Raw genomic sequence first — 22,888 nt, 5'->3', positions numbered from 1 at the left:
TAAAAAAAGGACTTCCAGTCCGGAAGTCCTTCACACCATATCAACTATAATAAAAAACCTATTATTTAAAACTCATTGATCATCACATAAAAATGTCCGGAGTACAAACTGTTAGCTGTTCCTGAAATATTAGTGAGATTAATTGTAATACTGGAAGCAGAAGTCAACCTTGGATTCGAGATGGAAAATGAGGAATTTCCTACAAAATCTCCTGCCGGAGAAACTACGACTACAGCTCGCGTAGAGCCAGGTTGATATCCTGATGGAATAGGAATATCAATGGTTGTAGATTTTCCCGGAGGCAAATTATTAATCGAAATTCCGGGCCATGCTTCAAAGCTGATCTGACTTTTCTGAACACTGCCTTTTTCTCCTAATTTAAACTGTCCGCTTACATCCAGTTTTGCAGAGACATTCGGAGTTCCGGTACCAATCCCTACATTAGCATTATTATTTCCCAAAACAATGGCATTAGCCTGTGAAGTAGTAGCTCCATATCCTACTGCTGTCGAAAATTGCCCCAAAGCATTGGCTTCTGAACCTAAAGCTGTTGAATTCTGACTATTTGTTACCGCATTATATCCTAAGGCAGTTTCACTATTCGTATTCGTTTTTGCGTTGTATCCTAATGCAATGGACTGAAATCCATCTGCTGAGGAGTTGTTTCCTACTGCAACAGATTCATTACTGCCGGTCTGCGCGTGAAAACCTATGGCTGTAGACCTGAATCCTGCTGCAGTGGTTTTATTTCCTACTGCTAAGGCTTCATTACCAGAAACTGCTGTTGCACTCCCAATAGCAATTCCCATAAATGCCGAACTGGCGCTTCCAAGGGCAATCCCATTCTGACCGGCCACAGATCCTATTCCAAGGCTTACAGAATTGTCAACTCCCAGTTTTCCTGCTGTTAAAGCGTTGACTTTAAAGATCAGATCATCGTAGGTTTTTGTTCCTAAAGCCAACGTTGTATTCGCTCCTCCATAATTTCCAACGTTCGTACCTGTAAGATTCCAGTTTGTTCCATCTTCTATTTTAGTGGGGTCACCTCCGTTTGCCAGAATTTTATTCCATTTTGATTCAAACCAGTAATAAAATCCAATATCTGTAAGGGTGGAGCTTCCGTTATTCCACACGATAAGTCCGTCCGCCGGTGAAGGTACTGTAATATTGTCTGTTGTAGCAGTTAAAGCAACACTTGGAAGCAGCACTCCTTTATTGCTGGCATTGATATGAAGCATTGCTGAAGGTGCAGGATCAGGAGTTCCTATCCCAACCTGAGCATATATAAAACAAGTAAAGAATAATAAAAGTAAAGTGTAGTCTAGTTTATAGTTTTTTTGCATTTCCTCTATTTTTAGGAGGTGCAAATATACAAATTTTTAATAAATCATTAATTTTATTGAAAAAATCATAATTAAAAACACATTATGGTGATTAAAATAAAACTTAATCACGAAACATTGAAAAATGTTTAAATATCAGCTACTTATCAAATACAGCATCCATTAGGCTTTTCAGATATCTCTAATTTTCTGCTTAATTTTTTTAATTATATAATTAGCAATAAACTTCACTAAAAAATGAATAAATATCAACGGTTATTATCTAATAAAACAACTTTTTAAATGATCGTTCACCATTCCCGTAGCTTGCATATGGGCATAAATGACGGTAGATCCAACAAATTTGAATCCTCTTTTTTTAAGTTCTTTGGAAATAAGATCAGAAATCTCTGTTGTGGCAGGAACATCAGACAGCTTTTCAGGATTGTTATCAATTGGTTTTCCATCAATAAAGCCCCAGATATAGTTGGAAAAGCTTCCAAACTCCTTCTGAACTTCTATAAATTTCTGAGCATTGGAGACTGCGGCAAGAATTTTAAGCCGATTTCTGATAATTCCGGGATTGTTCATGAGTTCTTCAATCTTTTTATCTGAATAAGCTGCTACTTTCTTATAATCGAAATGATCAAAAGCTCTTCTGAAATTTTCTCTTTTAGACAAAATGGTATACCAACTCAAGCCAGCCTGAAAACTCTCAAGAATCAGGAACTCAAATATTGTTTCATCATCATACACAGGTCTTCCCCACTCTTCATCATGATATTTTCTGTAGAGATCATCTTTTTCGCACCAGCCACAACGTATTTTTTCCATAATAATCAATTTTTATCACTTAAAGTTACTACTGATTTAGAAAAATATAACAAAATATTATGAAAAGTTTAACAAAGAGGTTCAGTTTTAGGAATGGTTATTGTTTAATTACTGATACCAAACTAAAATTTATACTATTATGAACAATTCAGAGTACAACAAAGCGGAAAATGCAGTAAATAATGTAGAAAATTCTTTACAGAATGCAACGGACAAAGCCAAATGGAAAATCAATGAATTGGCAGACAAGGCTAAAGATTATATCAATGAGAAAAGGAATAATGATCAGGAAGCCAGCCAGGAAGACTGGCTCGACAGGGTAAAAGCTAATGTATCCGATGCCTGGGAGGATATCAAAGATAAAGCGGATGAAGCATGGGAAAAAACCAAAGATGCGGCAGAGGATGTAAAGGCAGAATGGAATAAGAAAACCAATTAGTATTTCAGTCATATAAATATTTTCAATAAAATGGAGTCTTAAATTGATAAGGCTCCATTTTTTATTATGCCATAAGCACAATTATTGTTACATTTGTATTATAATAAACATTAAAAAATTATGTCATACGGTTTACTTAAAGGCAAAAAGGGAATTATTTTTGGAGCCCTTAATGAACAATCTATCGCATGGAAAGTTGCTGAAAGATGCCATGAGGAAGGTGCTGAATTCATTTTATCTAACGCTCCTATTGCTTTGAGAATGGGAGAACTTAATGGTTTAGCAGAAAAAACAGGTTCTGAAGTAATAGGTGCTGATGCTACTTCTATAGAAGATCTTGAAAAACTTTTTGATGCCGCTGTTGCAAAATTTGGAAAAATCGACTTTATCCTTCACTCTATCGGAATGTCTATCAACGTAAGAAAAGGAAAACACTATACAGAAATGAATTACGACTGGTTGGAAAAAGGCTGGGATATTTCCGCTGTTTCTTTCCATAAAGTAATGCGTGTAGCTTGGGAAAAAGACTGTATGAATGAATGGGGAAGTATTTTGGCCCTTACTTATATTGCAGCTCAGAGAACATTCCCAGACTACAATGATATGTCTGATAACAAAGCGTATCTGGAAAGTATCGCAAGAACTTTCGGAAACTATTGGGGAGAAAGAAAAGTACGTGTAAATACGGTTTCTCAGTCTCCAACAATGACTACTGCCGGTAGTGGAGTGAAAGGTTTCGGAGGATTCCTTGGATATGCTGAAGATATGTCTCCACTAGGAAACGCTACAGCTCTTGAATGTGCAGATTACTGTGTAACTTTATTCTCTGATCTTACTAAAAAAGTAACCATGCAGAATCTTTTCCATGATGGAGGTTTCAGCAGCTCAGGGGTTACTCAGAAAGTGATCAGTAAATATGACGCTGAATAATAACGAACTAACAAAAGTTCCGTTCAAAATAAATAAAACCCATGAATTGTTTCATGGGTTTTTTGTTTTTTATCATTCTGATATTCATCATTCACAAATAAAACCGGCGGCCTCTTCGAGGCCGCCGATTCTGTCAAAAATAATATTAAATTAATATGAAATTATAAAATTACGGTCTGTATAGAATGTGCAGGAGCATTCAGCTTGGCAGCCATTCCTTCTATCCATAGATTGGTTTCAATATCATTGTCTGAATCGTTCATGATAACTGTTACCAGCTGTCCGTTTTCATTCATAAATGCAGAAGATGTCAACGCTGCTCTGTTGGAAGAGCTTCCGATTCTCTGGGCATTCGGCTTGATGTATTTTGAAACATGCCCTATATAATAGTATTCATAGGTATAAAATACCTCTCCTGTTTTAGTATCAGCAATAATTGGGGCAAAGCAGAAATTTCCTTTATGATTAGGTCCACCGGTTTCATCCAACAGAATATTCCAGTCAGTCCATAAAGCATTTCCTTTGTTGAAGTCGTTCAGCATATTTTTGCTGTACAGTTCTCCCAGGCTTACATCGTAGATTTTATCCATATTGAACTGTTCTTTGCATCCTTCAGTAAACGCCAGGAATTTATCAGGAAAAGCTCTGTGGGTTTCTGCTAAATTGTCAAAAAGCTGTGTTTTGTTATTCCATGTTTCATACCAGTGATAACCGATACCATGGGCATATTTTGAGGTTTCAGGATCACTTAAAGTAGTTGTTGCTCTCTGATAGATCAAGTCTCTGTTATGATCCCAGATCATTACTTTTTTATCTTTATATCCGTTTTTCCAAAGGGTTGGTCCAAGGTTCTTTTTCAGAAACTCTCCTTCTTCTTCAGCAGTATAAATGCATGATTCCCAACTTTGCGTAGCCATCGGTTCATTCTGCACCGTTAATCCCCAGATATTAATTCCTCTTTTTTCATATTCTTTGATGAATTTGATATAATAATCTGCCCAGGTCTGGTAGTATTGATTTTCCAATCTTCCGCCTTTATACAAGCTTTTATTTGATTTCATCCATGCTGGTGGGCTCCATGGCGAGAAATAAAACGTAAAATTATTACCAATAGCTTTCTGAGCTTCTTTAATCATTGGGATTTTATACTTTTCATCGTGAGCCACGTTAAAGGTCTTTAGCGAAGTATCATTATCTTCTACATAGGTATAAGAATCACTGGAAAAGTCACAGGAATTCATATTGGTACGAACTACTGTGTATCCCAATCCGCTTTTTCCGAAATAAGCATCCAGAATTTCTTTCTGCTTATTCTTTGGCATTTTATAAAAAGTTTCTGCTGAGGCGTCTGTAATAGCACCTCCTATTCCTATCAGTTTCTGATATTTAAAATGGGGAGCTACAAAAATGCAGGCATCCGTTTCTTTAGGCTGTCCGAACTGCACAAATGTAACAGCTCCTTTATCCACCATCTTCTCATTTACTTTCGAGTTGGTAAGAATTACTTTAGCTGTTTTTCCTGCATTTTTTTTCCAATAATTCTGAGCATTGACATTCATGACAACGCCTACTACAAAACAACTTACAATTAGTTTTCTCATGATTTTTTCTGTTTCCGGACTCATTGGTCCTCATTTTCATTATTTATTTTGATAGACTCTTACGTAATCTATGTAATACTTCTGTGGAAAAACTGCATCATCAATACCTTCTTTTCCACCCCAAAATCCTCCTACAGCAAGATTCAGAATGATAAAGTAAGGTCTGTTAAAAGGCCATGCTTCATTATTTTTCTCTTTATTCTCGTAGGTGAAAAATTTTTTATCATCTATATAAACATCGATCTTTTCGGGTGTCCAGTCTGCTTTATAGACATGAAACTTTTCGCTTGCATCCTTTACAAACAAAGTATCTGTTTTCTGTGTTCCCAGGATATGATTGTATTTTTTTGTATGAACAGAAGCATGGATATAACCTTGATGATAGCCTACATGTTCCATAATATCCAGTTCACCATCATCCGGCCACTTCTTCATATTTTCGCTCATCATCCAGATGGCAGGCCAGGTTCCGCGACCTTTAGGAAGTTTTGCCCTGACTTCAATTGTGCCATATTGGAAAGCAAATTTCCCTTTGGTTAAAAGTCTTGCAGAGGTATACTTACTGTTTTCCCGGTTTTCTTTTCTGGCTTCAATGATGAGATTTCCTTTTTCCATTCTGGCATTCTCAAGCCTGTTTTTGGTATAAAACTGAGCTTCTTCGTTTCCAAAACCGCTTCCTCCGATATCATAATTCCATTTTAATGAATCCGGAAGTCCTTTGCCATTAAATTCATCACTCCAAATCAGCATCCTGCGGGAATCTGACTTGTTTGAAGCACAGTTGAAAGCCGAAAGAAAGAATATTCCTATTACACAGGTACTTATTGTATTTCTGAATTTGATTTTCATGTGTATTAAGTTTTGGCTAAAGCCGTTCTTTTTATATTTCATAAGTGGGCTAAAGCCCACCCCTATTGAATTAAATTGAACTCAATTTATTTTGTCCAGGTGATTCTTTTGGTCTGAACATTTTGAGAATCAGTTCCGATCATAATGTCAAACTCTCCGCTTTCCCAGTCAAAATTCAGATTATCGTCAAAGAATTTCAGATCTTCCGGTGTCAATTTAAAATCAACTTTTTTGCTTTCTCCTTTTTTGATGAATACTTTCTGGAAGCCTTTCAGTTCTTTTACGGGTCTTACTACTTTTCCAAACAGATCTCTGATATAAAGCTGTACCACTTCTTCCCCGTCATATTTCCCTGCATTGGAAACAGTAACGCTGATATTCAAGGTCTGATTTCCTGTAAGGTTTGTGGAATTTAAAACCATATCAGAATATTTGAAATCTGTATAACTTAAACCATATCCAAACGGATATTTTGGATCATTATTAAGATCTATATACGCTGAAACATAGTTTCTGTCTGTATTATTCTTTGCAGGTCTTCCTGTATTATAATGATTATAGTACAAAGGAATCTGACCTTCTGTTCTTGGAAAGCTCATTGGAAGTTTTCCCCCGGGATTTACAGAACCAAATACTACATCTGCAATAGAATTGCCCGCTTCTGTTCCCAGCCACCATGTGTACATAATGGCAGGAATATTGTCTGATGCCCAGTTGAAAATCAGAGGTCGTCCGGCATTGATCATCAGAATGATGGGTTTACCTGTTTTGGCAATTTCTTTTAACAAATCTTCCTGAACACCTGTAAATCCTATAGTACTTCTGCTTTTTGCTTCTCCGCTCATCGCATGACCTTCTCCCAGCGTCATGATGACAACATCAGCTTTTTTTGCAGTTTCTATAGCTTCTGCAAACTGACTTTTGTCCTGATCATCTACATTGCAGCCTTTTGCATATAATAAAGTAGAGTTCTTATCCAGCTGGTTTTTAATTCCGTCAAATTGTGAAACGATTCTTTGATTATCATCTTTGAACGCAACAGACCAAAAACCATGATTAGCTACTGTTTCTTTACCGAAAGGGCCGATCAGAGCCACTGTTTTTGTAGTTTTTGAAAGTGGGAGAATATTTCCCTGGTTTTTAAGAAGAACAATACTTTTTGAACCGAATTCTCTTCCGAATTTTCTGTTTTCCTGATTATCGGTCTGCTCTTTCTGTCTTTTCTCATTACTGAACCTGTAAGGATCATCAAAAAGACCCATTTCGAATTTCTTGGTTAAAATTCTTCCCGTTGCATCATCTACCAGTTTAGGATTTACTTTTCCTTCTTTAACCAATTTGGGAAGTTCTGCCATATACACACGGCTTTCCATATCCATATCGCTTCCTCCCAGTATTGCTTTTTCAGCGGCTTCGGCACCATCTTTAGCATAACCATGAGGCACCATTTCTCCGATGCTTCCCCAGTCTGATACTACAAAACCTTTATAATTCCATTTTCCTTTTAAAAGGTTTCTCTGGATATATTGATTGGCTGTTGCGGGAATTCCGTTAATATCATTGAAAGAATTCATGAAAGTGGCCACTCCTGCTTCTGCTGCAGCTTTGAATGGTGGAAGATAAGTTTCATTCAATTGTCTGAGACTCATATCTACAGAATTGTAATCTCTTCCGCCTACAGCAGCTCCGTAGGCTGCAAAGTGTTTTGCACAGGCCATTACAGCATCAAGACTTCCTAAACCTCTCCCTTGAAATCCTTTAATTCTTGCCAGTCCTATTTTTGTTCCAAGATAAGTATCTTCTCCTGAACCTTCCATTACTCTTCCCCATCTAGGATCTCTGGCAATGTCTACCATCGGGGCAAACGTCCAGTGAATACCGTAAGCGGCAGCTTCTGTTGCTGCAATTCTTTCTGATTTTTCAATCATGGCCAGATCCCAACTTGCTGCCTGTCCAAGATTGACAGGGAATGTGGTACGATAGCCGTGGATAACGTCCTGCCCAAACAATAAAGGGATTTTCAGCCTTGACTGCATAGCCAGTTTCTGAAAAGCTCTGGTTTCTTCAGAACCTGCTACATTCAGCATGGAACCTACTTTCCCTTTTTTAATTTCTTCTAAAACAGCAGCAGAATTGGATTGCTGAGGTCCTGTGGCATATTCAAAACCACTGTACTGAACCATCTGCCCTACCTTTTCTTCCAAAGTCATTTTAGACAATAGCTCTGCTACTTTCTGATCAATGGTCTTTTGTCCGTAAGCCTTCAATCCAAATGCAGAAAATGCCAGTAAGAAATAAACTCTTTTCATAGTATCAAATTAAAAAATATAGGTTGCTGTAGAACGTCCTGAAATTGTTACTGCAGCGGTTTTGCCGGCAAATTTAATATTAAAATTCTCATTTGCCTGATTATCGTTCTGTACAATTAAAACTATTTTCCCAAATTGAGTCTTAAAAGCAGTCGTTGAAAGTTGATCCGTCTGTGTGGAAGCGATGCGCTGAGAACCTGCAGGAATAAATTTTGAAGCGTGTGCAATAATATAATAGGACACATTTCTGGTGAAATTCTCGCTGTCGGAAACGGTTATAGCTCCTTTACATTCTGTACATCCGCCATCTGTATGAGGGGCAAATTTCGGATCATTGGCAAGATTCCATTCAAGAGCTGTTTTGCTCCAGTTTCTCATAGAGCCTATGATTACATTTTTCGAATGCCAGTTCAGATCTTCGGTAAAAGTTCCTTTTGAACCTGTCCACTGCTCGGTAAAATATAAGTTTTTATCAGGGAAAGCATCACGTACTGTACTTAAAGCTGAAATATCTCCTTCGTACAGATGAAATGCAGACCCGTCTATGTACCGATTGGCATCAGAATCTTTTAAAATATCAATCGCATACTCAGGTTTGTTGCAATTGTGGTCATACACAACAATTTTAGTAGTAATTCCGTTGGCTTTAAAAACCGGACCAAGATGGTTCTTAATAAAATCTCTCTGTTGCTCAGACGGCATATACAAACTTGGATTATTTCCCGGATGTAAAGGTTCATTCTGAGGAGTTATGGCATCAATGGTGATCCCTTCTTTTTTCATTCCCTGAATATATTTTACAAAATATTCAGCATATGTTTTATAGAATTCCGGTTTCAGACTTCCTCCTTTCGATTTTCCATTGTCCTTCATCCAAACCGGAGCAGACCATGGAGCAGCAATGATTTTAATAGAAGGATTGATCGCCAGAATCTCTTTCAGCATTCCAATCAAAGCTTTGTCTTTTGCAAGACTGAATTTTGAAAGCGAAGGATCAGTCTGCCCTTCAGGAAGATCATCATATGAAAACACTTCACCATCAAGATCGGAAGCTCCTATACTTAATCTTAAATAGCTGATGGAGATTGAATTTTTATCATTTCCAAAAAGTTCGTTAAGCAATGCTTTTCTTTTGGAAGGTGACAACCGGTTGATTACCTCAACACTTCCTCCTGTTAATGTATATCCAAAGCCGTCAACATATTGAAACTTTTGAGTATCATCAATTTCAATATTCTGAAAGCTGTTGGTATTATTTACAAATTTAACGGGAGTCTGCTGCTGTAATTTTACACTTTCATCACCTTTTGTAAGCCAGTATTGCACTTCGTTTCCTTTATTAGAAACCACTGAGGTACATGATAAAGGAAAAAGGGCCGCACCACTAAGTAGTGCGGCACCTCTAAAGAAACTATATAAGTTGTGAAACTTCATATTTTAGTAACCAGGATTTTGTTTGATCTTCGTATTAAGAAGTTCATTATAAGGAATCGGTAAAAGCTCATTCTTATTGGGTTTAAATCCTCTTGATGCTAATTTGGAAGGAGCTTCTTTCCATCTTACGAGATCAAACCATCGGTGCCCTTCACCAGCTAGTTCACGTCTACGTTCATCTTTAACAGCTTGCAGGGTTACCGGTATAGAAGGCAGTCCAACTCTGGCTCTTACTGCATCCAGTAAAGCCTGGGCTCTCGCACCTGAGCCGTTCAATGCTTCTGCTTCCATTAAGTAAGTGTCTGCCAGCCTTATTACGATATAATTCCTGTTGTAGTTAAGCTCCGGAGCTCCGGGAAGATTAGATACCTCATCTCTTCTCGGAAGATATTTATTCAAAAAATAACCCGTATCATTATGAGCAGGTGAATATTTGATCTCTCCGCTTGCAGTCAGTTGTTTTGCATTCAGAATAGTGGCATTGACTCTAGGATCGTCTTTCAAGAAATTATAAAGATCTTCTGTTGCTGTATTAAATGCCCATCCTGAAACAATATCAGGTGCTGTAGTCTTTAACCTATCATATCCTCTCGGTCCTATCATTATACAGATAGAGTTTCCTTCATCCTTCCCTTGGCCCCAGAAGCCCCAATCCGAATTTCCTTTATTGGTGTGCATTACTTCCAGAATAGATTCTGTGGTGAACTTATTGTCCACTCTCCACAGGTCATTGTAATTGGCAATTAATTTATATCCGTACTGGCTGACTTGTCCCGGCGTTCCGTTCACTTCTGCAAATTGAGCTGCAGCAAGATCTTTCTTATTGTTATACAGATAAATTTTTCCTAAAATAGCTCTGGCTGTCCCCTGGCTGATCCTTCCCACCTCAGCTTTATTAGTAGGTGCAATAGATAGTGGAAGATCATTAATGGATGCTACAATATCTGATTCAATCTGCTCATACACTTTCTGAGGCTCCGTCTGAGGGATATTATAATAATCATCAGTTGCTGTAATAGGCTGTAAGATAAGAGGAATATTTCCAAACATTTTCAGCAGCTCAAAATAGTAAAGAGCCCTCAGCGTTTTAGCTTCAGCAATAAATCTGTTGCGTACCTGATCATTCATTTTAGCACCCGGAATTCTCTGAATAAGGAGATTTGCTCTGGCAATTCCCTGATAGAAATCATTCCAATAGGTTTTAGGAACCGTGATCTGATCAATAGAATAATTAGAGAAACTTTGTATTCCGGTACCGTCTGTAGGACTTCCACCCCCGGAATAGAAATCATCGGAAGCAGCATTAAAGAAAGTGACCGTATTTTCAAACCCGCCAGAATATTTTCTTAGCAGGTCATATACTGATACCAGCGCACTAAAAGACTGCTCTTCATTCTGGAAGTAGTTATTGGAGTCAAAAGCTCCTTTATTCTGTACATCTTCAATGAACTCATCACCACAAGATACGGAACTGAATCCAATACCTGATGTAAGTGCAATCAGTACTATTGCTTTATAGAATCTATTTTTCATGTTTGTTTTTTAAAATTGAATGTTAGCACCAAATATGAATGTTCTGGCCTGTGGATAATATGCCCTATCTATACCATAGGAATCATTAACTGCAATTTCAGGATCATATCCTGTATATTTTGTAAAAGTGAAAAGATTTTCTCCTGTTACATAAAACCTTACTTTACTGGCACCAAAGCGTTTGGAAATATCTACTGGCAGGGTATATCCCAGCTGAACCAGTTTGATTCTCATAAAATCTCCTTTTTGAAGATAATAGTCAGACATTTTGGTATAATTTTCATTTTTATCATCAGCATCCAATCTTGCCACTGTATTTGAAGTGCCTGGTCCTGTCCATCGATCAAGAATTGTAGTTTGATAATTACTGTAGAACAGATCAAGTCTTCTGAGACCCTGGAAAATTTTATTTCCTCCCTGGCCTTGTAAAAATACCATCAGATCTACGTTCTTATAATTAAGGTTTAATGTCAAACCATAGGTAAACTTAGGGACAGAACTTCCCAGATATTCATAATCATCCTGATTGATTCTGCCATCACCATTTACATCAAGTCTTTTAAAGTCACCAGGCTTAGCATTAGGTTGTATCAGGCCTCCACTGGCATTTCTATAGGCATCAATTTCTGCCTGTGTCTGGAAAATACCCAGATTCTGATATCCATAAAAAGCTCCATAGGGAGAACCCACCTGGAATCTTGTTACGGGTCCCATAGACTGGAAAGAGGCAAAGTTTTCGTAGATCTTGTCATCTTCAAGTCTTGTTACTTCATTCTTTAAATAGGAGAAGTTACCATTTACTGAAATTCCGAAATCAGACCAGGTCTTTTTATATCCCAGATTAACTTCAACTCCAGTATTGTTCATATCCCCCACATTTCTCCAAGGTCTGTCCGGAGCACCTACATATCCTGGAATATCCACCTGGCGAAGGATATCCGTTGTTTTCTTCTTAAACCAATCCACGGTTAAAGTAAAATCATTTAAGAATTTTAAATCGGCAGCAATATTCAACTGAGAAGTTTCTTCCCAGCGAAGATCCGGATTTTCAAGAGTAGTTGGAGCATATCCGATAATGATATTATTATCACCATAGGTATAGTTGCTTCCTGATTTAAGGAAGTTGGCAAACCTGAAGTTTTCAATAGCATCATTACCTAAAACACCATATCCACCTCTGAACTTCAAAGTATTAACGATCTTATTCTCCGGCCAGAAATTTTCGTTGGAGACATTCCATCCCAAAGAGAAGGCAGGAAAGTTCCCCCAGTGTCTGTTTTTTGCAAATTTAGAAGAACCATCTCTACGGATTGTACCTGTAAACAGATATTTATCTTCATAATCATAAATCACTCTGGCAAAATAAGAGGCCTTATGGGTTTCAACACCATCATAAGCCGATGTTGAACGATTTTCCTGAGGAACATCAAAATTAAAGGACGCGTCCTCCCAGTTATTAACCGGCAGATTGATATAGGTGGTATTATTTCCAGAACCTATATTATAAAAGTAAGCTCCCTGTCCGATTAATACACTCAAATTATGATTTCCCCATTTATTCTGATACGTCAATGTATTTTCTGTATTCCATTCCAGTTTTCTATTGCTTTCCCTTAAGAAGCTGTTAAATACTGTGTTTCTTGAATTGGTATTAAGATAAAATTTAGGGGTAAACTGCTCTTTTCCCCAATAAGATAGCTTTCCGTTAAGGGTAGTTTTGAAAGTAAAATGTTGTAAAAACTTTAACTCTGCAAATATATTCGCCACAAAATCATCAGACCAGTTGTATCTTCCAAGCTGAGTTTGTCTGAATGCCAGTGGGTTTGTCATCTCATTCTCTACAATAGTTGATACACCATACGGATTTCCGAAAGCATCTCTAATCAGATAAGGAGAAATACCTGCATTATTATATGGGCTTGTATTCAATAAGGCAGGATCTGTAACCACTACCTGTGTGATAGGATCTAAATTGATCGCTGAACTTAAAGGACCTCCGAATTCGTCATTTGCATTAACTCCTTTCGTTTTTTGATGAGTATAGGAGAATGTTTGTCCAATGGTAAGGAAATCAAAAACTTTATGGGTAGAATTCAGCCTTACATTCATTCTTTTGTAATTTGAGATATCTTTCAGGACAATTCCGTCCTGTTCATAATATCCGAAAGAAGAATAAAAAGTAGATCTGTCATTTCCTCCACTCAGACTGAATTCATGAGACTTTCTTTCAGCAGTGTTAAAAACAACATCCTGCCAGTCTGTACCAGTTCCAAAAGATTGGGGATTAGTAAAACGAGGGGCCTTCCCAGCATTAGTTAAAGCTTCATTAATAATAGTTCCATATTGGCTGGCATTCAAAAGATCTAATTTTTTTGACGCCGATCCCACCCCATAAAAACCATTATAGGTTAAATTCATCTTTCCCTTTTTCCCTTTCTTGGTCGTTACAAGAATAACACCTTTCGCTGCAGAAACCCCGTAGATTGCTGCAGAGGCACCATCTTTCAGAATTTCCATATTTTCTATATCAGACTGGTTGAGCCATGCAATATTATCCACAACAATACCATCTACAACCCACAAAGGATCATTACTTCCTGCACCAAAACTCGTAACACCACGAACCCTCACTGTGGCTGCAGACCCAGGCTGTCCGGAATTGGTGACCACAGAAACACCAGCCGCCCTCCCCTGAAGGACTTGTTCAGGCTTTCCTGAAGGAATATCCTCAATATCCTTCGCCCTTACACTGGAGATAGCTCCTGTTACATTACTCTTTTTCTGAGTACCGTAACCGATGACTACCACTTCGTCTATTTTGTTTTCTTTCGCAAGTGTGTCCTTCGCCTTGTTGGTCTGGGCACTGAAGTTGGCCGTAAAATAGAGGACGGCAACCACTCCTACGCTTCTTGATATTCTTACATTCATATACAGTTATTGTTTAATTCTCAAATTGAGACAATAAAAATATATTTTTTTTTAATTAATTAACATTCTATTCATAAATATTTTAATTTTTCTTTTATTTTTCAGGGTTAGAAGCCCTATCTTCGCATCAATATTTCATAAAATATCATAAAAAATTAATAAAGTTATCTCCCAAAATGATCGTCAAGCCATCCAAAATTTCCCTTCCACTAAAACTTACCTTTCTTATTTTTTCAATGGTTTTGAACTGTATGGGATTGGTGATTCTGCAGTTGTCAGAAGAGAAAATCACCTATGGAGAACTGGGGCTTTTAGAATCTTTTAAAGATCTGCCCATTGCTTTTATTTCACTTTTTGCAGTGAGCTTTATCAACAAAACCGGTCCTAAAAAAGCATTGATCCTGGCCCTGGCTATTGTTGGATTCTGTTCCTGCCTTCTCCCTTTTGTAAAGGTTTTCTGGTTTTATAAATTGTGGTTTGCGATTATAGGAGCCTGTTTCGCTATTGGTAAAATCTGTGTTTTTGGGATTATAAGGAATAATATTTCGGATGAAAAATCTCTGGCAAAGACGATGAATAATGTAGAAGCCTCTTTTATGATTGGAATTTTCGTAGTGAATACCGGTTTTGGATGGGTAATCTCCAGCCAGTATTCGGAATTCTGGAAGTTTGGTTTCTTGCTGATTGCTTTATTATCAGTATTTACCATTTTTCTGCTTTCGAAGATAGAAATAGTAGAGTCCAAGCCTATGGAAAGCAAGAGTATTCTCTCAGAACTATCAGGGTTTACTACACCAGCAGTAGCTTTGTTTTTAGGAGTGGTCTTTTTTATTGTCTTCGTAGAACAGGGATTCAATTCATGGCTTCCTTCTTTTTATAAAAACCACCTGAAGGTCAATTCCTTTTTCGCACTTCAGGCCACTTCTTTTTTATCCATTTTTTCTTATGCCGGGAGAACGGTTACAGCCAATATCATCAAAAGATTTTCATTACCCAGATATTATATTACTTGTATGACTTTGATTATCACCTTACTGATCATTATACTGGGCATACAGTATTTTGATTCCGAAGATTCCAGATTCTTACTTTTTTTATTTCCGGTTATTGGCTTGTTTCTTTCACCCCTCTACCCTGTGATCAACTCAAGAATGATTGCGCAGGTGGATAAAGATAAGATTAATCTTTTCACCTCTCTTATTGTTATATTTTCTTCCCTGGGTAGCTCTGTAAGCTCTATTATTATGGCTGTTCTGTTTGAAAAGCAATTGTTAAATTATTATCCATTATACATCTTATCTTCTGTAATTCTGCTTTTTGTGATTAGTTTTATATATTTTACTGTCACAAATAGAAAATAGTTTTATTTTTACTGCCATGAAAATCAAAGACACAAAAAGTAAAGAAACGCTACAGGAACTCATTGACACGAAAGATTTCGTAGCGCATATTTCTGTTGACTGCACCATATTCGGCTTTCATAATAACATTCTGAAAGTTTTGCTTTTAAAATATCATGATCTGGATCTATGGTCACTTCCGGGAGGTTTTGTTTTCAATGACGAAGATCTTAGAGAAGCTGCTGAAAGAGTGTTGTTTGAAAGAACACATCTTAAAGGATTATTTTTGAAACAATTTCATACCTTCGGAAGAATAGACCGTACAGAGAACAATGTACATCAGATTCTCCTTAAAAATAAAGGAATAACAGTTCCTGAAGATCACTGGATTTTCCAACGGTTCGTTACAGTAGGATACTGCAGCCTTATCGATTTTTCACTAACTGACACTTTCCCTGATGCTTTCAATGAAAGCTGTGAATGGTTTGAAGTAAACAATCTTCCTAAAATGGCATTCGACCATGACAGAATTATAGAGACAGGTCTTGAATATCTGAGAATGAATATCAATACAGAGGTTGCAGCAAGTAACCTTCTTCCGGAAAAATTTACAATGAAAGATCTTCAGGCTCTTTATGAAACTATTTTAGGACAGAAATTCAGAAGAAATAATTTTCAGCGAAAAATTTTAAGTTTAAATATTCTGGACAGAATGGAAAAACTGTATGACGGCTCAGCCAATAAAGCCCCATATCTGTATAAATTTAAAACTGAAGTTCATAATTCTACCAATCAGTATCCTATCTCTAATGATGAGGAGTCATAAAAATATAAATTTAATTAAAATCATAAACAAAGTAGCAGTACACCTCTGAAAATCAATAGTAAAACAAGTTTTCAAAAAAATTTTCTAGACACCACGAAAAATGTTACTTTTAACCAAATCAAAAAATCATGTCATATTATCCTCTTACTAGCATCCCTGATTATTATGGAATTGATGCTTTACTTACTGAAGAACATAAACTAATCCGCCAATCTGTAAGAGACTGGGTGGAAAGTTTTGTAATGCCGCAGATAGATCAGGCCGCTCAAAATCATACAGATATTCCTAATCTTATGAGAGAATTGGGGAAAATCGGAGCACTGGGACCTTATATCCCTGTTGAGTATGGCGGTTCAGGATTAGACCAGATTTCTTATGGTCTGATTATGCAGGAGTTGGAAAGAGGAGATTCTGCAGTACGTTCTGCAGCTTCGGTACAAAGTTCATTGGTGATGTTCCCCATTAACGAATTCGGTTCTGAAGAACAGAAAAAGAAATATCTTCCAAAGCTTGCTGCCGGAGAAATGATTGGATCTTTTGGATTGACTGAGCCTAACCATGGTTCTGACCCGGGTTCAATGGAAACTTATTTTAAAGATATGGGTGATCATTATCTTTTAAATGGGGCTAAAATGTGGATCACTAACTCTCCTTTATGCCACATCGCTGTAGTATGGGCAAAAAATGAGGAAGGAAAAGTACAGGGATTAATCGTTGAAAGAGGAATGGAAGGTTTCACCACTCCTGAAACTCACAATAAATGGAGCTTAAGAGCTTCCAAAACCGGAGAACTGGTATTTAATGATGTAAAAGTTCCGAAAGAAAATCTTCTTCCTGGAGTAACAGGATTAAAAGGACCTTTATCTTGTCTGAACTCTGCAAGATATGGAATTTCATGGGGAGTAATTGGTGCTGCTATTGACTGCCACTGTACTGCTGTTCAATACTCTAAAGAAAGAAAACAGTTTGGAAAACCAATTGGTTCTTACCAGCTTCAGCAGAAAAAACTGGCTGAATTCCTGACAGAAATTACAAAAGCTCAATTATTATGTCTTCAGCTAGGAAATCTTAAAAATGCCCACAAAGCAACTCCTGCTCAGATCTCTATGGCTAAACGCAACAACGTACATATGGCTATTGAAATTGCCAGAGAATCCAGACAGATCCTTGGAGGTATGGGAATCATGGGTGAATTCCCGATGATGAGACACGCTGCAAACCTTGAATCTGTAATTACTTATGAAGGAACGCATGATGTTCACTTGCTCATTACCGGATTGGATATTACAGGAATCAACGCTTTCTAAAAAAGATAAAAATATAAATAGAGAGTCTGGCCAATGGTCAGACTCTTTGATTTTACTCACTTTGCAGAGAATTGATATTCAATGAATAATTATTAATACTCTAAAGTTTTTGTGATTTTATTAAAATTATTACTTTAATACCACACAAAAACAAACAATATGAGAAAAATTACAACTTTTTTATTAAGTCTTACAACTTCATTTTACTTTGCACAGCAGGCGGGTGATGTTGTAAGTTCCGAGCAAAAACTGGATTTAACACCACAAGGAGTCATCAATTTTATCGCCGGTAATCTTGGTGATCAGAATGCTCCGGAATTTGCCAACTACCTGAACAGCTTCAATCTTGGACTGAAAGGTTACAAAATCACCTATTACACCAAAAATGAAAACAATGTTCTTGTAAAAGCTACAGGATTATTGATGTACCCTAACGTACCCTTCAAACTCTCAACAGTAGTATCCGATCACGGAACTACAGACAGCAGAAATAATGTTCCGTCTAATTTCAAAGGGGCTTTAACAGCAGGATTTGTTGTGGAACTATCTTATGTACTCAACGGATATATTTTGATGGCACCCGACTACGTAGGGATGGGAACTGGAGACGGAACTCACCCATATGTAGATTATGCTACAGAAGCCGGTGCTACCATAGATTTTATAACCGCAGCAAATAAAGTATTGTCCCAACTGAATATTAAGCGTTATGACGAATATTTCTTAGCTGGATATTCTCAGGGCGCCCATGCTGCGATGTCTACATTGAAAAGATTAAGCATTTCAAATCCCAATAATATAAAATTCAAATATGCCTACATGGGAGACGGGCCTTATGACTTTTCCGGAGTAACGTTAAATAAAGGAGTCCTTGAAAAAGATATTTACCCTTTCACCTCATTCCTGGCAAATGTTCTTCATACCTGCAACAATACAGGTTATAAAACTTATAATAATGACATTTCAGAAGTTATATCTGCAGAATACCTCGATAAATACAACTATCATGTTGTTCAGGATAATGGCGGACTTCTGTGGGGTCCTGTTATATGGAGAAAGCTCTTTACCACCAACTTCGTAAATGATGTCACCAACAATCCCAATAACAAGCTAAGACTATGCATGAAACCTAAGGATGTGTATGACTGGTACAATAAAACACCAATGACATTGGGACATTCTACCGTAGATTTAGCTATTCCGCCAGAAAATACTTCTAAAACTATTGATGTTCAGCGTGGCTATTATCCATGGTGGGATCTGAATAAGTATAAACTGGATTCTTTTTACTGGGGACCGCTGGGACATGTGGGAGGAATTCTTCCCTTTACCTTAGCATCCAATGCTAAATTCAATACGCTGAGAAGCGGCGGGCTTCTTAATGAATGGGCCATTGCAGGATCAATCTTCGGTAAGCAGTCTGCAGAGAAAACATCTGAAAACCCTTCCCTTCTGTCTTCACAGATCAAACCGGATCTGGGTAATATGCAGCTGATAGAAATTACAGATTTCAATAAAGAAAAAACCCAGAGCAGAGCAGCCAGTAACCAAAATTTATCAAATTTAAATGATGGGGTTTATTTATTGAAAGTATCAGAAAACAATGAAAATAAAATAATTCCGTATATCAAAAACACGCCTAAGGAAGTTACCGAAAATGAAATTGTACAATCTGTGAATGCATCTGTTTTGCAATTAAAAGTAGATCAGGAGGAGATTATTGCTGTGAATATTTTTGATGAAAATAAAACATTGATCAAAAGTATTTCCCAAAAACAGTATCGTGAAGCCGGAGGAATCAACATTCAGGATCTGGAAAATAGAAACTATACGTTTGAAGTTGTTACTCTTTACTACAATCTTCAGTTCAGTAAAGCGGTTGGAGGAACAATATCATCAGAGAACAGTACTGATATTTACACCCAGAGACAACAAATTGTAGCTAAATCCGGTAATGATATTAAAAACATTATTATTTATAGTATTTCCGGTGCTTTGATCGTTCAGCAGGAAGTTAATAAACCAATTTTTGAATCCAGAAGCTTAGAATCTGGAGTATATCTTGTACAAATCATACTTTCTAACGGAAAAACCATCAACAAAAAAATAAAACTGTAAAATCAATCACTCTTCATATCTCATTTCAAGTTAATTTTTGGCACTTCAGCAATGAAGTGCTTTTTTATGAATAAACAGCCCAAATAACTCCACTAAAAATAATTGGAGATAAATTTTATTTTGAAATTCATAAAATTACGTAATCCATTATAATTTATCATTTTACAGCATTCATTTTAAACTTTTAACAAAAATTACATCAAAATACAACAAATGATTCTTGTCATTTATTTTGAATTATTCTAAATAAAATTAGTAAACTTGCATTGAGGACGCTACTTTTGCCGAAAGAATAATGCCAGATGGTACATCATGACTCCCGCTTTCCTTTGAGGCTTCGATTTCTCAGTTTTCTTATTTTTATCATTACAATGACAGCCGTCAAGGCGCAAAACCTACAATTCACCATCACGTTTGAAATAAAAAGTCTTGATTCAAATTTGATAAATGGCTCTGAAATCAAGATCTACAACGGAGAAAATTTCTATTCAGTTTCTACAAATGAAAAAGGAATAGCAGTAATTTCATTAATTCCTGGAAAATATAAAACAGAAGCCTGGAAAAATGGAATTCTTGGATATTCCGGTAAAATATCTGTATCAAAAACAGAAACATTTATCTTACCCGTCCAGGAGAAACTCAACACCATCGAAGAAGTCGTGATTACAGCCAAAGAAGGAAAAGGGCTTACCTCTTCTTCCATCATTACTCAACGGGCTATGCAACATTTGCAGCCGTCAAGTTTTTCCGAGCTTCTGGAGCTTCTTCCCGGCGGAAGATCCAATGATCCGGTTCTTAATCAGGCAAACAAAATCAGTCTCCGTGAAACCGGAAGACCAGGTACTGATTACAACACCTCTTCTATGGGAACAACATTTTTGGTGGATGGTGCTCCTTTAAATTCTAATGCTAATCTTCAGTATTCCTATGATTTTTTAGACAAAACCAATAACGGACTGAAGCGAAGACTTACTGTAAACAGCGGTGTAGACATGCGAACCATTTCTACAGACCAAATTGAAAGTGTGGAGGTTCTTCGTGGAATTCCTTCTGTAATCTATGGAAATCTTACCTCAGGAATTGTAAAAATTACCAACAAATCCGGCTATACAAGATGGAAGGCAAGATTTAAGGCAGATGGTTACAGCAAACTATTTGCAGTGAGCAAAGGTTTTGAAAATAAAGAAAAAGATCTGAAAATCAATGCAGGACTGGATTATCTGAATGCAAAGACCGACCCAAGAGACCGTTTGGAAAGCTATAAAAGAATCACCGCCCATCTTGGTATTGTTAAAGAAAAAAAATATGATCATGGAACGGCAAAATGGCAAAGTAATCTCAGTTATACAGGTTCTCTGGATGGTTCAAAATCTGATCCGGATATCGATTTGTCTGAACTGAATTCTTATGAAGTGAATAATCATTTCCTGAGCCTTTCCAATATCTTCAATTATACTAAAAACGAACCATCGTTCTACCGTTCCACTGAAATTCAGACAACGATCAATCAGAGGTTTGAGAAAATAAAGCAGACTAAATTTATCCAGCTTGAAAATGCCACGGCCTTTCCTCTATCCAGAATCGAAGGAGAATACGATGGTTACTACCCTGAACCACGCTATATTTCAAATTATACAGTAGACGGAAAGCCTCTTGATCTTTTTGTCAAAATGATTAATAATTTTCAGCTTAATTCTCAATCGACGACGCATGAGTTCAACGCCGGATTCGACTGGCAAATGAGTAAAAACTGGGGCAAAGGACAATTATTTGACATCTACAGACCTATAGACCCTAAGGCTACCTTCAGACCGCGTGCGTATCGTGATATTCCTGCTTACATGACTTCTGCATTGTTCCTGGAGTCTATCAACTCATTGAATGTGGGTAAGCACAAACTTACACTGGCTTTAGGATTAAGAGGAAATACCATGATGAATTTACCTTCTTCTTTCAAAATGAACGGAAATTGGTATGCAGATCCCAGAGCCAATTTTCAATGGGAACTTCCCTCTTTTGAGTTGATGCACAAAAAGACAACTTTAGCATTAACATTAGGATATGGTAAGCAAAGTCTATTCCCGGATCTCAATCTTCTGTATCCGGAACTCATTTATAAAGATATCCAGCAGCTGAATTATTTTCATAATAACCCAAACTACAGAAGAATCAATTATAAAACACTGATTTACAATCCACAGAATCCAGATATAGAACCTGCTATGAATGAAAAATTTGAAGCAAGAGTTGATTTCAGTCTGGGAGCACATCAGCTGTCTGTGACGGTTTTCAAAGAAAATATGCGTAATGCATTCCGTTCTATGAATGAATATGCTCTGTATCAATATAAAAAATATGATACTTCAGGACTGAATCATGATGCCATCACTTCCCCGCCGGATGTGAATACACTTCCCTACCAGACAGTGAATGAAAACTTTCTCTATACGACTCAGCGAAATGGCAGCAAAGTGGACAAAGAAGGGATTGAATTTCAATATTCTTCCAACAGAATTCCTGGGATCAATACAAGATTTACTTTAAACGGAGCATGGTTCCGAACAAAATATGGCAATAGTCTGCCGGTATACAGAGGAAGAGATTTACTGATCAACGGAAGACCTTATCCTTACCTTGGATTGTATGAAGGAATGGAACCCAGTTCGGTGAATGAAGTGCTGAATACTAATCTGATGCTGGATACTTATTTTCCCCGTCTGGATCTTGTTTTTTCTTCATCATTCCAGTTTTCCTGGTATTCTACGAGGCAAATTCTTCCTATGAGCGGAATTCCAAGTCATTATGTGGACCAGAATGGCTCTGTACTTCCCTATAACCCTGATTCTGTAAAAGGAACTATTCTGGAAAGCCTGATCATTGCTCAGAATGAGGATTTATACAATACCACAAGAAGGCCTATGGAAATGAATCTCAATATGAAAGTAACCAAAAGCTTCAGAAATAAAGCAGTTGTGGTCTCTATGTTTGCAAACCGATTATTCAATTATTATACTCCCTACAACATCAACGGATTTACCATCAACAGAAAAGGAGCTTATGATCCTTATTTCGGAATGGAAATCAATTTCAACTTATAAACAATTTCAATTCAATAAAT

At 37.1% G+C, this 22,888-nt stretch carries 15 protein-coding genes; 7 read left to right on the top strand and 8 right to left on the bottom strand.

Going from position 1 to position 22,888, the window contains the following annotated elements; genetic code table 11:
• Positions 1-65: 65 nt before the first annotated feature.
• Both BUE84_RS09500 and BUE84_RS09495 read right to left on the bottom strand, forming a co-directional pair.
• Positions 66-1,343 (bottom strand): hypothetical protein, encoded by a 1,278-nt coding sequence (locus BUE84_RS09500; protein WP_079241424.1) that lies wholly within the window; start codon positions 1,341-1,343, stop codon positions 66-68.
• A gap of 258 nt (positions 1,344-1,601) precedes the next feature.
• Positions 1,602-2,156 (bottom strand): DNA-3-methyladenine glycosylase I, encoded by a 555-nt coding sequence (locus tag BUE84_RS09495; RefSeq protein WP_079241423.1) that lies wholly within the window; start codon positions 2,154-2,156, stop codon positions 1,602-1,604.
• 139 nt (positions 2,157-2,295) lie between these two features.
• Here BUE84_RS09495 and BUE84_RS09490 point away from each other — a divergent pair, with 139 nt between their 5' ends.
• Both BUE84_RS09490 and BUE84_RS09485 read left to right on the top strand, forming a co-directional pair.
• Complete coding sequence (locus tag BUE84_RS09490) at positions 2,296-2,595, top strand: hypothetical protein (protein WP_034697596.1); 300 nt, start codon at positions 2,296-2,298, stop codon at positions 2,593-2,595.
• 120 nt (positions 2,596-2,715) lie between these two features.
• The gene (locus BUE84_RS09485) at positions 2,716-3,525 is read left to right on the top strand and encodes an enoyl-ACP reductase (RefSeq protein ID WP_034697597.1); all 810 of its coding nucleotides are present in this window, start codon (positions 2,716-2,718) and stop codon (positions 3,523-3,525) included.
• 161 nt (positions 3,526-3,686) lie between these two features.
• On the opposite strand, the gene BUE84_RS09480 is transcribed toward BUE84_RS09485, so the two are convergent.
• The 6 genes from BUE84_RS09480 to BUE84_RS09455 all read right to left on the bottom strand — a co-directional run bounded on the left by BUE84_RS09480 (position 3,687) and on the right by BUE84_RS09455 (position 14,179).
• On the bottom strand, positions 3,687-5,126 hold the full coding sequence (locus BUE84_RS09480) for a glycoside hydrolase family 30 protein (RefSeq protein WP_079243901.1): 1,440 nt from the start codon (positions 5,124-5,126) through the stop codon (positions 3,687-3,689).
• Between the two features lie 39 nt (positions 5,127-5,165).
• Entirely contained in the window at positions 5,166-5,975 is an 810-nt protein-coding gene (locus BUE84_RS09475) for a family 16 glycosylhydrolase (protein WP_079241422.1), read from the bottom strand.
• 86 nt (positions 5,976-6,061) lie between these two features.
• A complete protein-coding gene (bglX, locus tag BUE84_RS09470) occupies positions 6,062-8,284 on the bottom strand; it encodes a beta-glucosidase BglX (protein WP_079241421.1) in 2,223 nt (740 codons plus the stop codon).
• Between the two features lie 9 nt (positions 8,285-8,293).
• On the bottom strand, positions 8,294-9,718 hold the full coding sequence (locus tag BUE84_RS09465; protein WP_079241420.1) for a glycoside hydrolase family 30 protein: 1,425 nt from the start codon (positions 9,716-9,718) through the stop codon (positions 8,294-8,296).
• A gap of 3 nt (positions 9,719-9,721) precedes the next feature.
• Positions 9,722-11,251, bottom strand: coding sequence for a RagB/SusD family nutrient uptake outer membrane protein (locus tag BUE84_RS09460; RefSeq protein WP_079241419.1), 1,530 nt, complete (start codon positions 11,249-11,251; stop codon positions 9,722-9,724).
• A 9-nt stretch (positions 11,252-11,260) separates the two neighbouring features.
• Positions 11,261-14,179: a SusC/RagA family TonB-linked outer membrane protein gene (locus BUE84_RS09455; protein WP_079241418.1), complete on the bottom strand. Its 2,919-nt coding sequence runs from the start codon at positions 14,177-14,179 to the stop codon at positions 11,261-11,263.
• Positions 14,180-14,355: 176 nt separating this feature from the next.
• On the opposite strand from BUE84_RS09455, the gene BUE84_RS09450 reads away from it, so the two are divergent.
• The 5 genes from BUE84_RS09450 (at position 14,356) to BUE84_RS09430 (ending at position 22,868) form a co-directional block, all read left to right on the top strand.
• Positions 14,356-15,540 (top strand): MFS transporter, encoded by a 1,185-nt coding sequence (locus BUE84_RS09450; protein ID WP_079241417.1) that lies wholly within the window; start codon positions 14,356-14,358, stop codon positions 15,538-15,540.
• Between the two features lie 16 nt (positions 15,541-15,556).
• The gene (locus BUE84_RS09445) at positions 15,557-16,345 is read left to right on the top strand and encodes an NUDIX hydrolase (RefSeq protein ID WP_051934549.1); all 789 of its coding nucleotides are present in this window, start codon (positions 15,557-15,559) and stop codon (positions 16,343-16,345) included.
• Between the two features lie 128 nt (positions 16,346-16,473).
• On the top strand, positions 16,474-17,652 hold the full coding sequence (locus tag BUE84_RS09440; protein ID WP_079241416.1) for an acyl-CoA dehydrogenase family protein: 1,179 nt from the start codon (positions 16,474-16,476) through the stop codon (positions 17,650-17,652).
• A gap of 159 nt (positions 17,653-17,811) precedes the next feature.
• A complete protein-coding gene (locus BUE84_RS09435) occupies positions 17,812-19,770 on the top strand; it encodes a T9SS type A sorting domain-containing protein (protein WP_079241415.1) in 1,959 nt (652 codons plus the stop codon).
• 302 nt (positions 19,771-20,072) lie between these two features.
• Positions 20,073-22,868: a TonB-dependent receptor gene (locus BUE84_RS09430; RefSeq protein ID WP_079241414.1), complete on the top strand. Its 2,796-nt coding sequence runs from the start codon at positions 20,073-20,075 to the stop codon at positions 22,866-22,868.
• Positions 22,869-22,888: the final 20 nt, after the last annotated feature.

It is taken from the genome of Chryseobacterium indologenes, assembly GCF_002025665.1.
GTDB classification, from domain to species: Bacteria; Bacteroidota; Bacteroidia; order Flavobacteriales; family Weeksellaceae; genus Chryseobacterium; species Chryseobacterium metallicongregator.
Note: the sequence above shows the minus strand (reverse complement) of the source record. Positions and strands in the feature narration are given on the sequence as shown.

Coding starts and splice junctions, on each gene's coding strand:
- BUE84_RS09435 (WP_079241415.1), top strand. CDS start 17,812: ATGAGAAAAATTACAACTTTTTTATTAAGTCTTACAACTTCATTTTAC.
- BUE84_RS09500 (WP_079241424.1), bottom strand. CDS start 1,343: ATGCAAAAAAACTATAAACTAGACTACACTTTACTTTTATTATTCTTT.
- BUE84_RS09440 (WP_079241416.1), top strand. CDS start 16,474: ATGTCATATTATCCTCTTACTAGCATCCCTGATTATTATGGAATTGAT.
- BUE84_RS09445 (WP_051934549.1), top strand. CDS start 15,557: ATGAAAATCAAAGACACAAAAAGTAAAGAAACGCTACAGGAACTCATT.
- BUE84_RS09465 (WP_079241420.1), bottom strand. CDS start 9,718: ATGAAGTTTCACAACTTATATAGTTTCTTTAGAGGTGCCGCACTACTT.
- BUE84_RS09480 (WP_079243901.1), bottom strand. CDS start 5,126: ATGAGAAAACTAATTGTAAGTTGTTTTGTAGTAGGCGTTGTCATGAAT.
- BUE84_RS09495 (WP_079241423.1), bottom strand. CDS start 2,156: ATGGAAAAAATACGTTGTGGCTGGTGCGAAAAAGATGATCTCTACAGA.
- BUE84_RS09485 (WP_034697597.1), top strand. CDS start 2,716: ATGTCATACGGTTTACTTAAAGGCAAAAAGGGAATTATTTTTGGAGCC.
- BUE84_RS09430 (WP_079241414.1), top strand. CDS start 20,073: ATGGTACATCATGACTCCCGCTTTCCTTTGAGGCTTCGATTTCTCAGT.
- BUE84_RS09450 (WP_079241417.1), top strand. CDS start 14,356: ATGATCGTCAAGCCATCCAAAATTTCCCTTCCACTAAAACTTACCTTT.
- BUE84_RS09460 (WP_079241419.1), bottom strand. CDS start 11,251: ATGAAAAATAGATTCTATAAAGCAATAGTACTGATTGCACTTACATCA.
- BUE84_RS09455 (WP_079241418.1), bottom strand. CDS start 14,179: ATGAATGTAAGAATATCAAGAAGCGTAGGAGTGGTTGCCGTCCTCTAT.
- BUE84_RS09490 (WP_034697596.1), top strand. CDS start 2,296: ATGAACAATTCAGAGTACAACAAAGCGGAAAATGCAGTAAATAATGTA.
- BUE84_RS09475 (WP_079241422.1), bottom strand. CDS start 5,975: ATGAAAATCAAATTCAGAAATACAATAAGTACCTGTGTAATAGGAATA.
- bglX (WP_079241421.1), bottom strand. CDS start 8,284: ATGAAAAGAGTTTATTTCTTACTGGCATTTTCTGCATTTGGATTGAAG.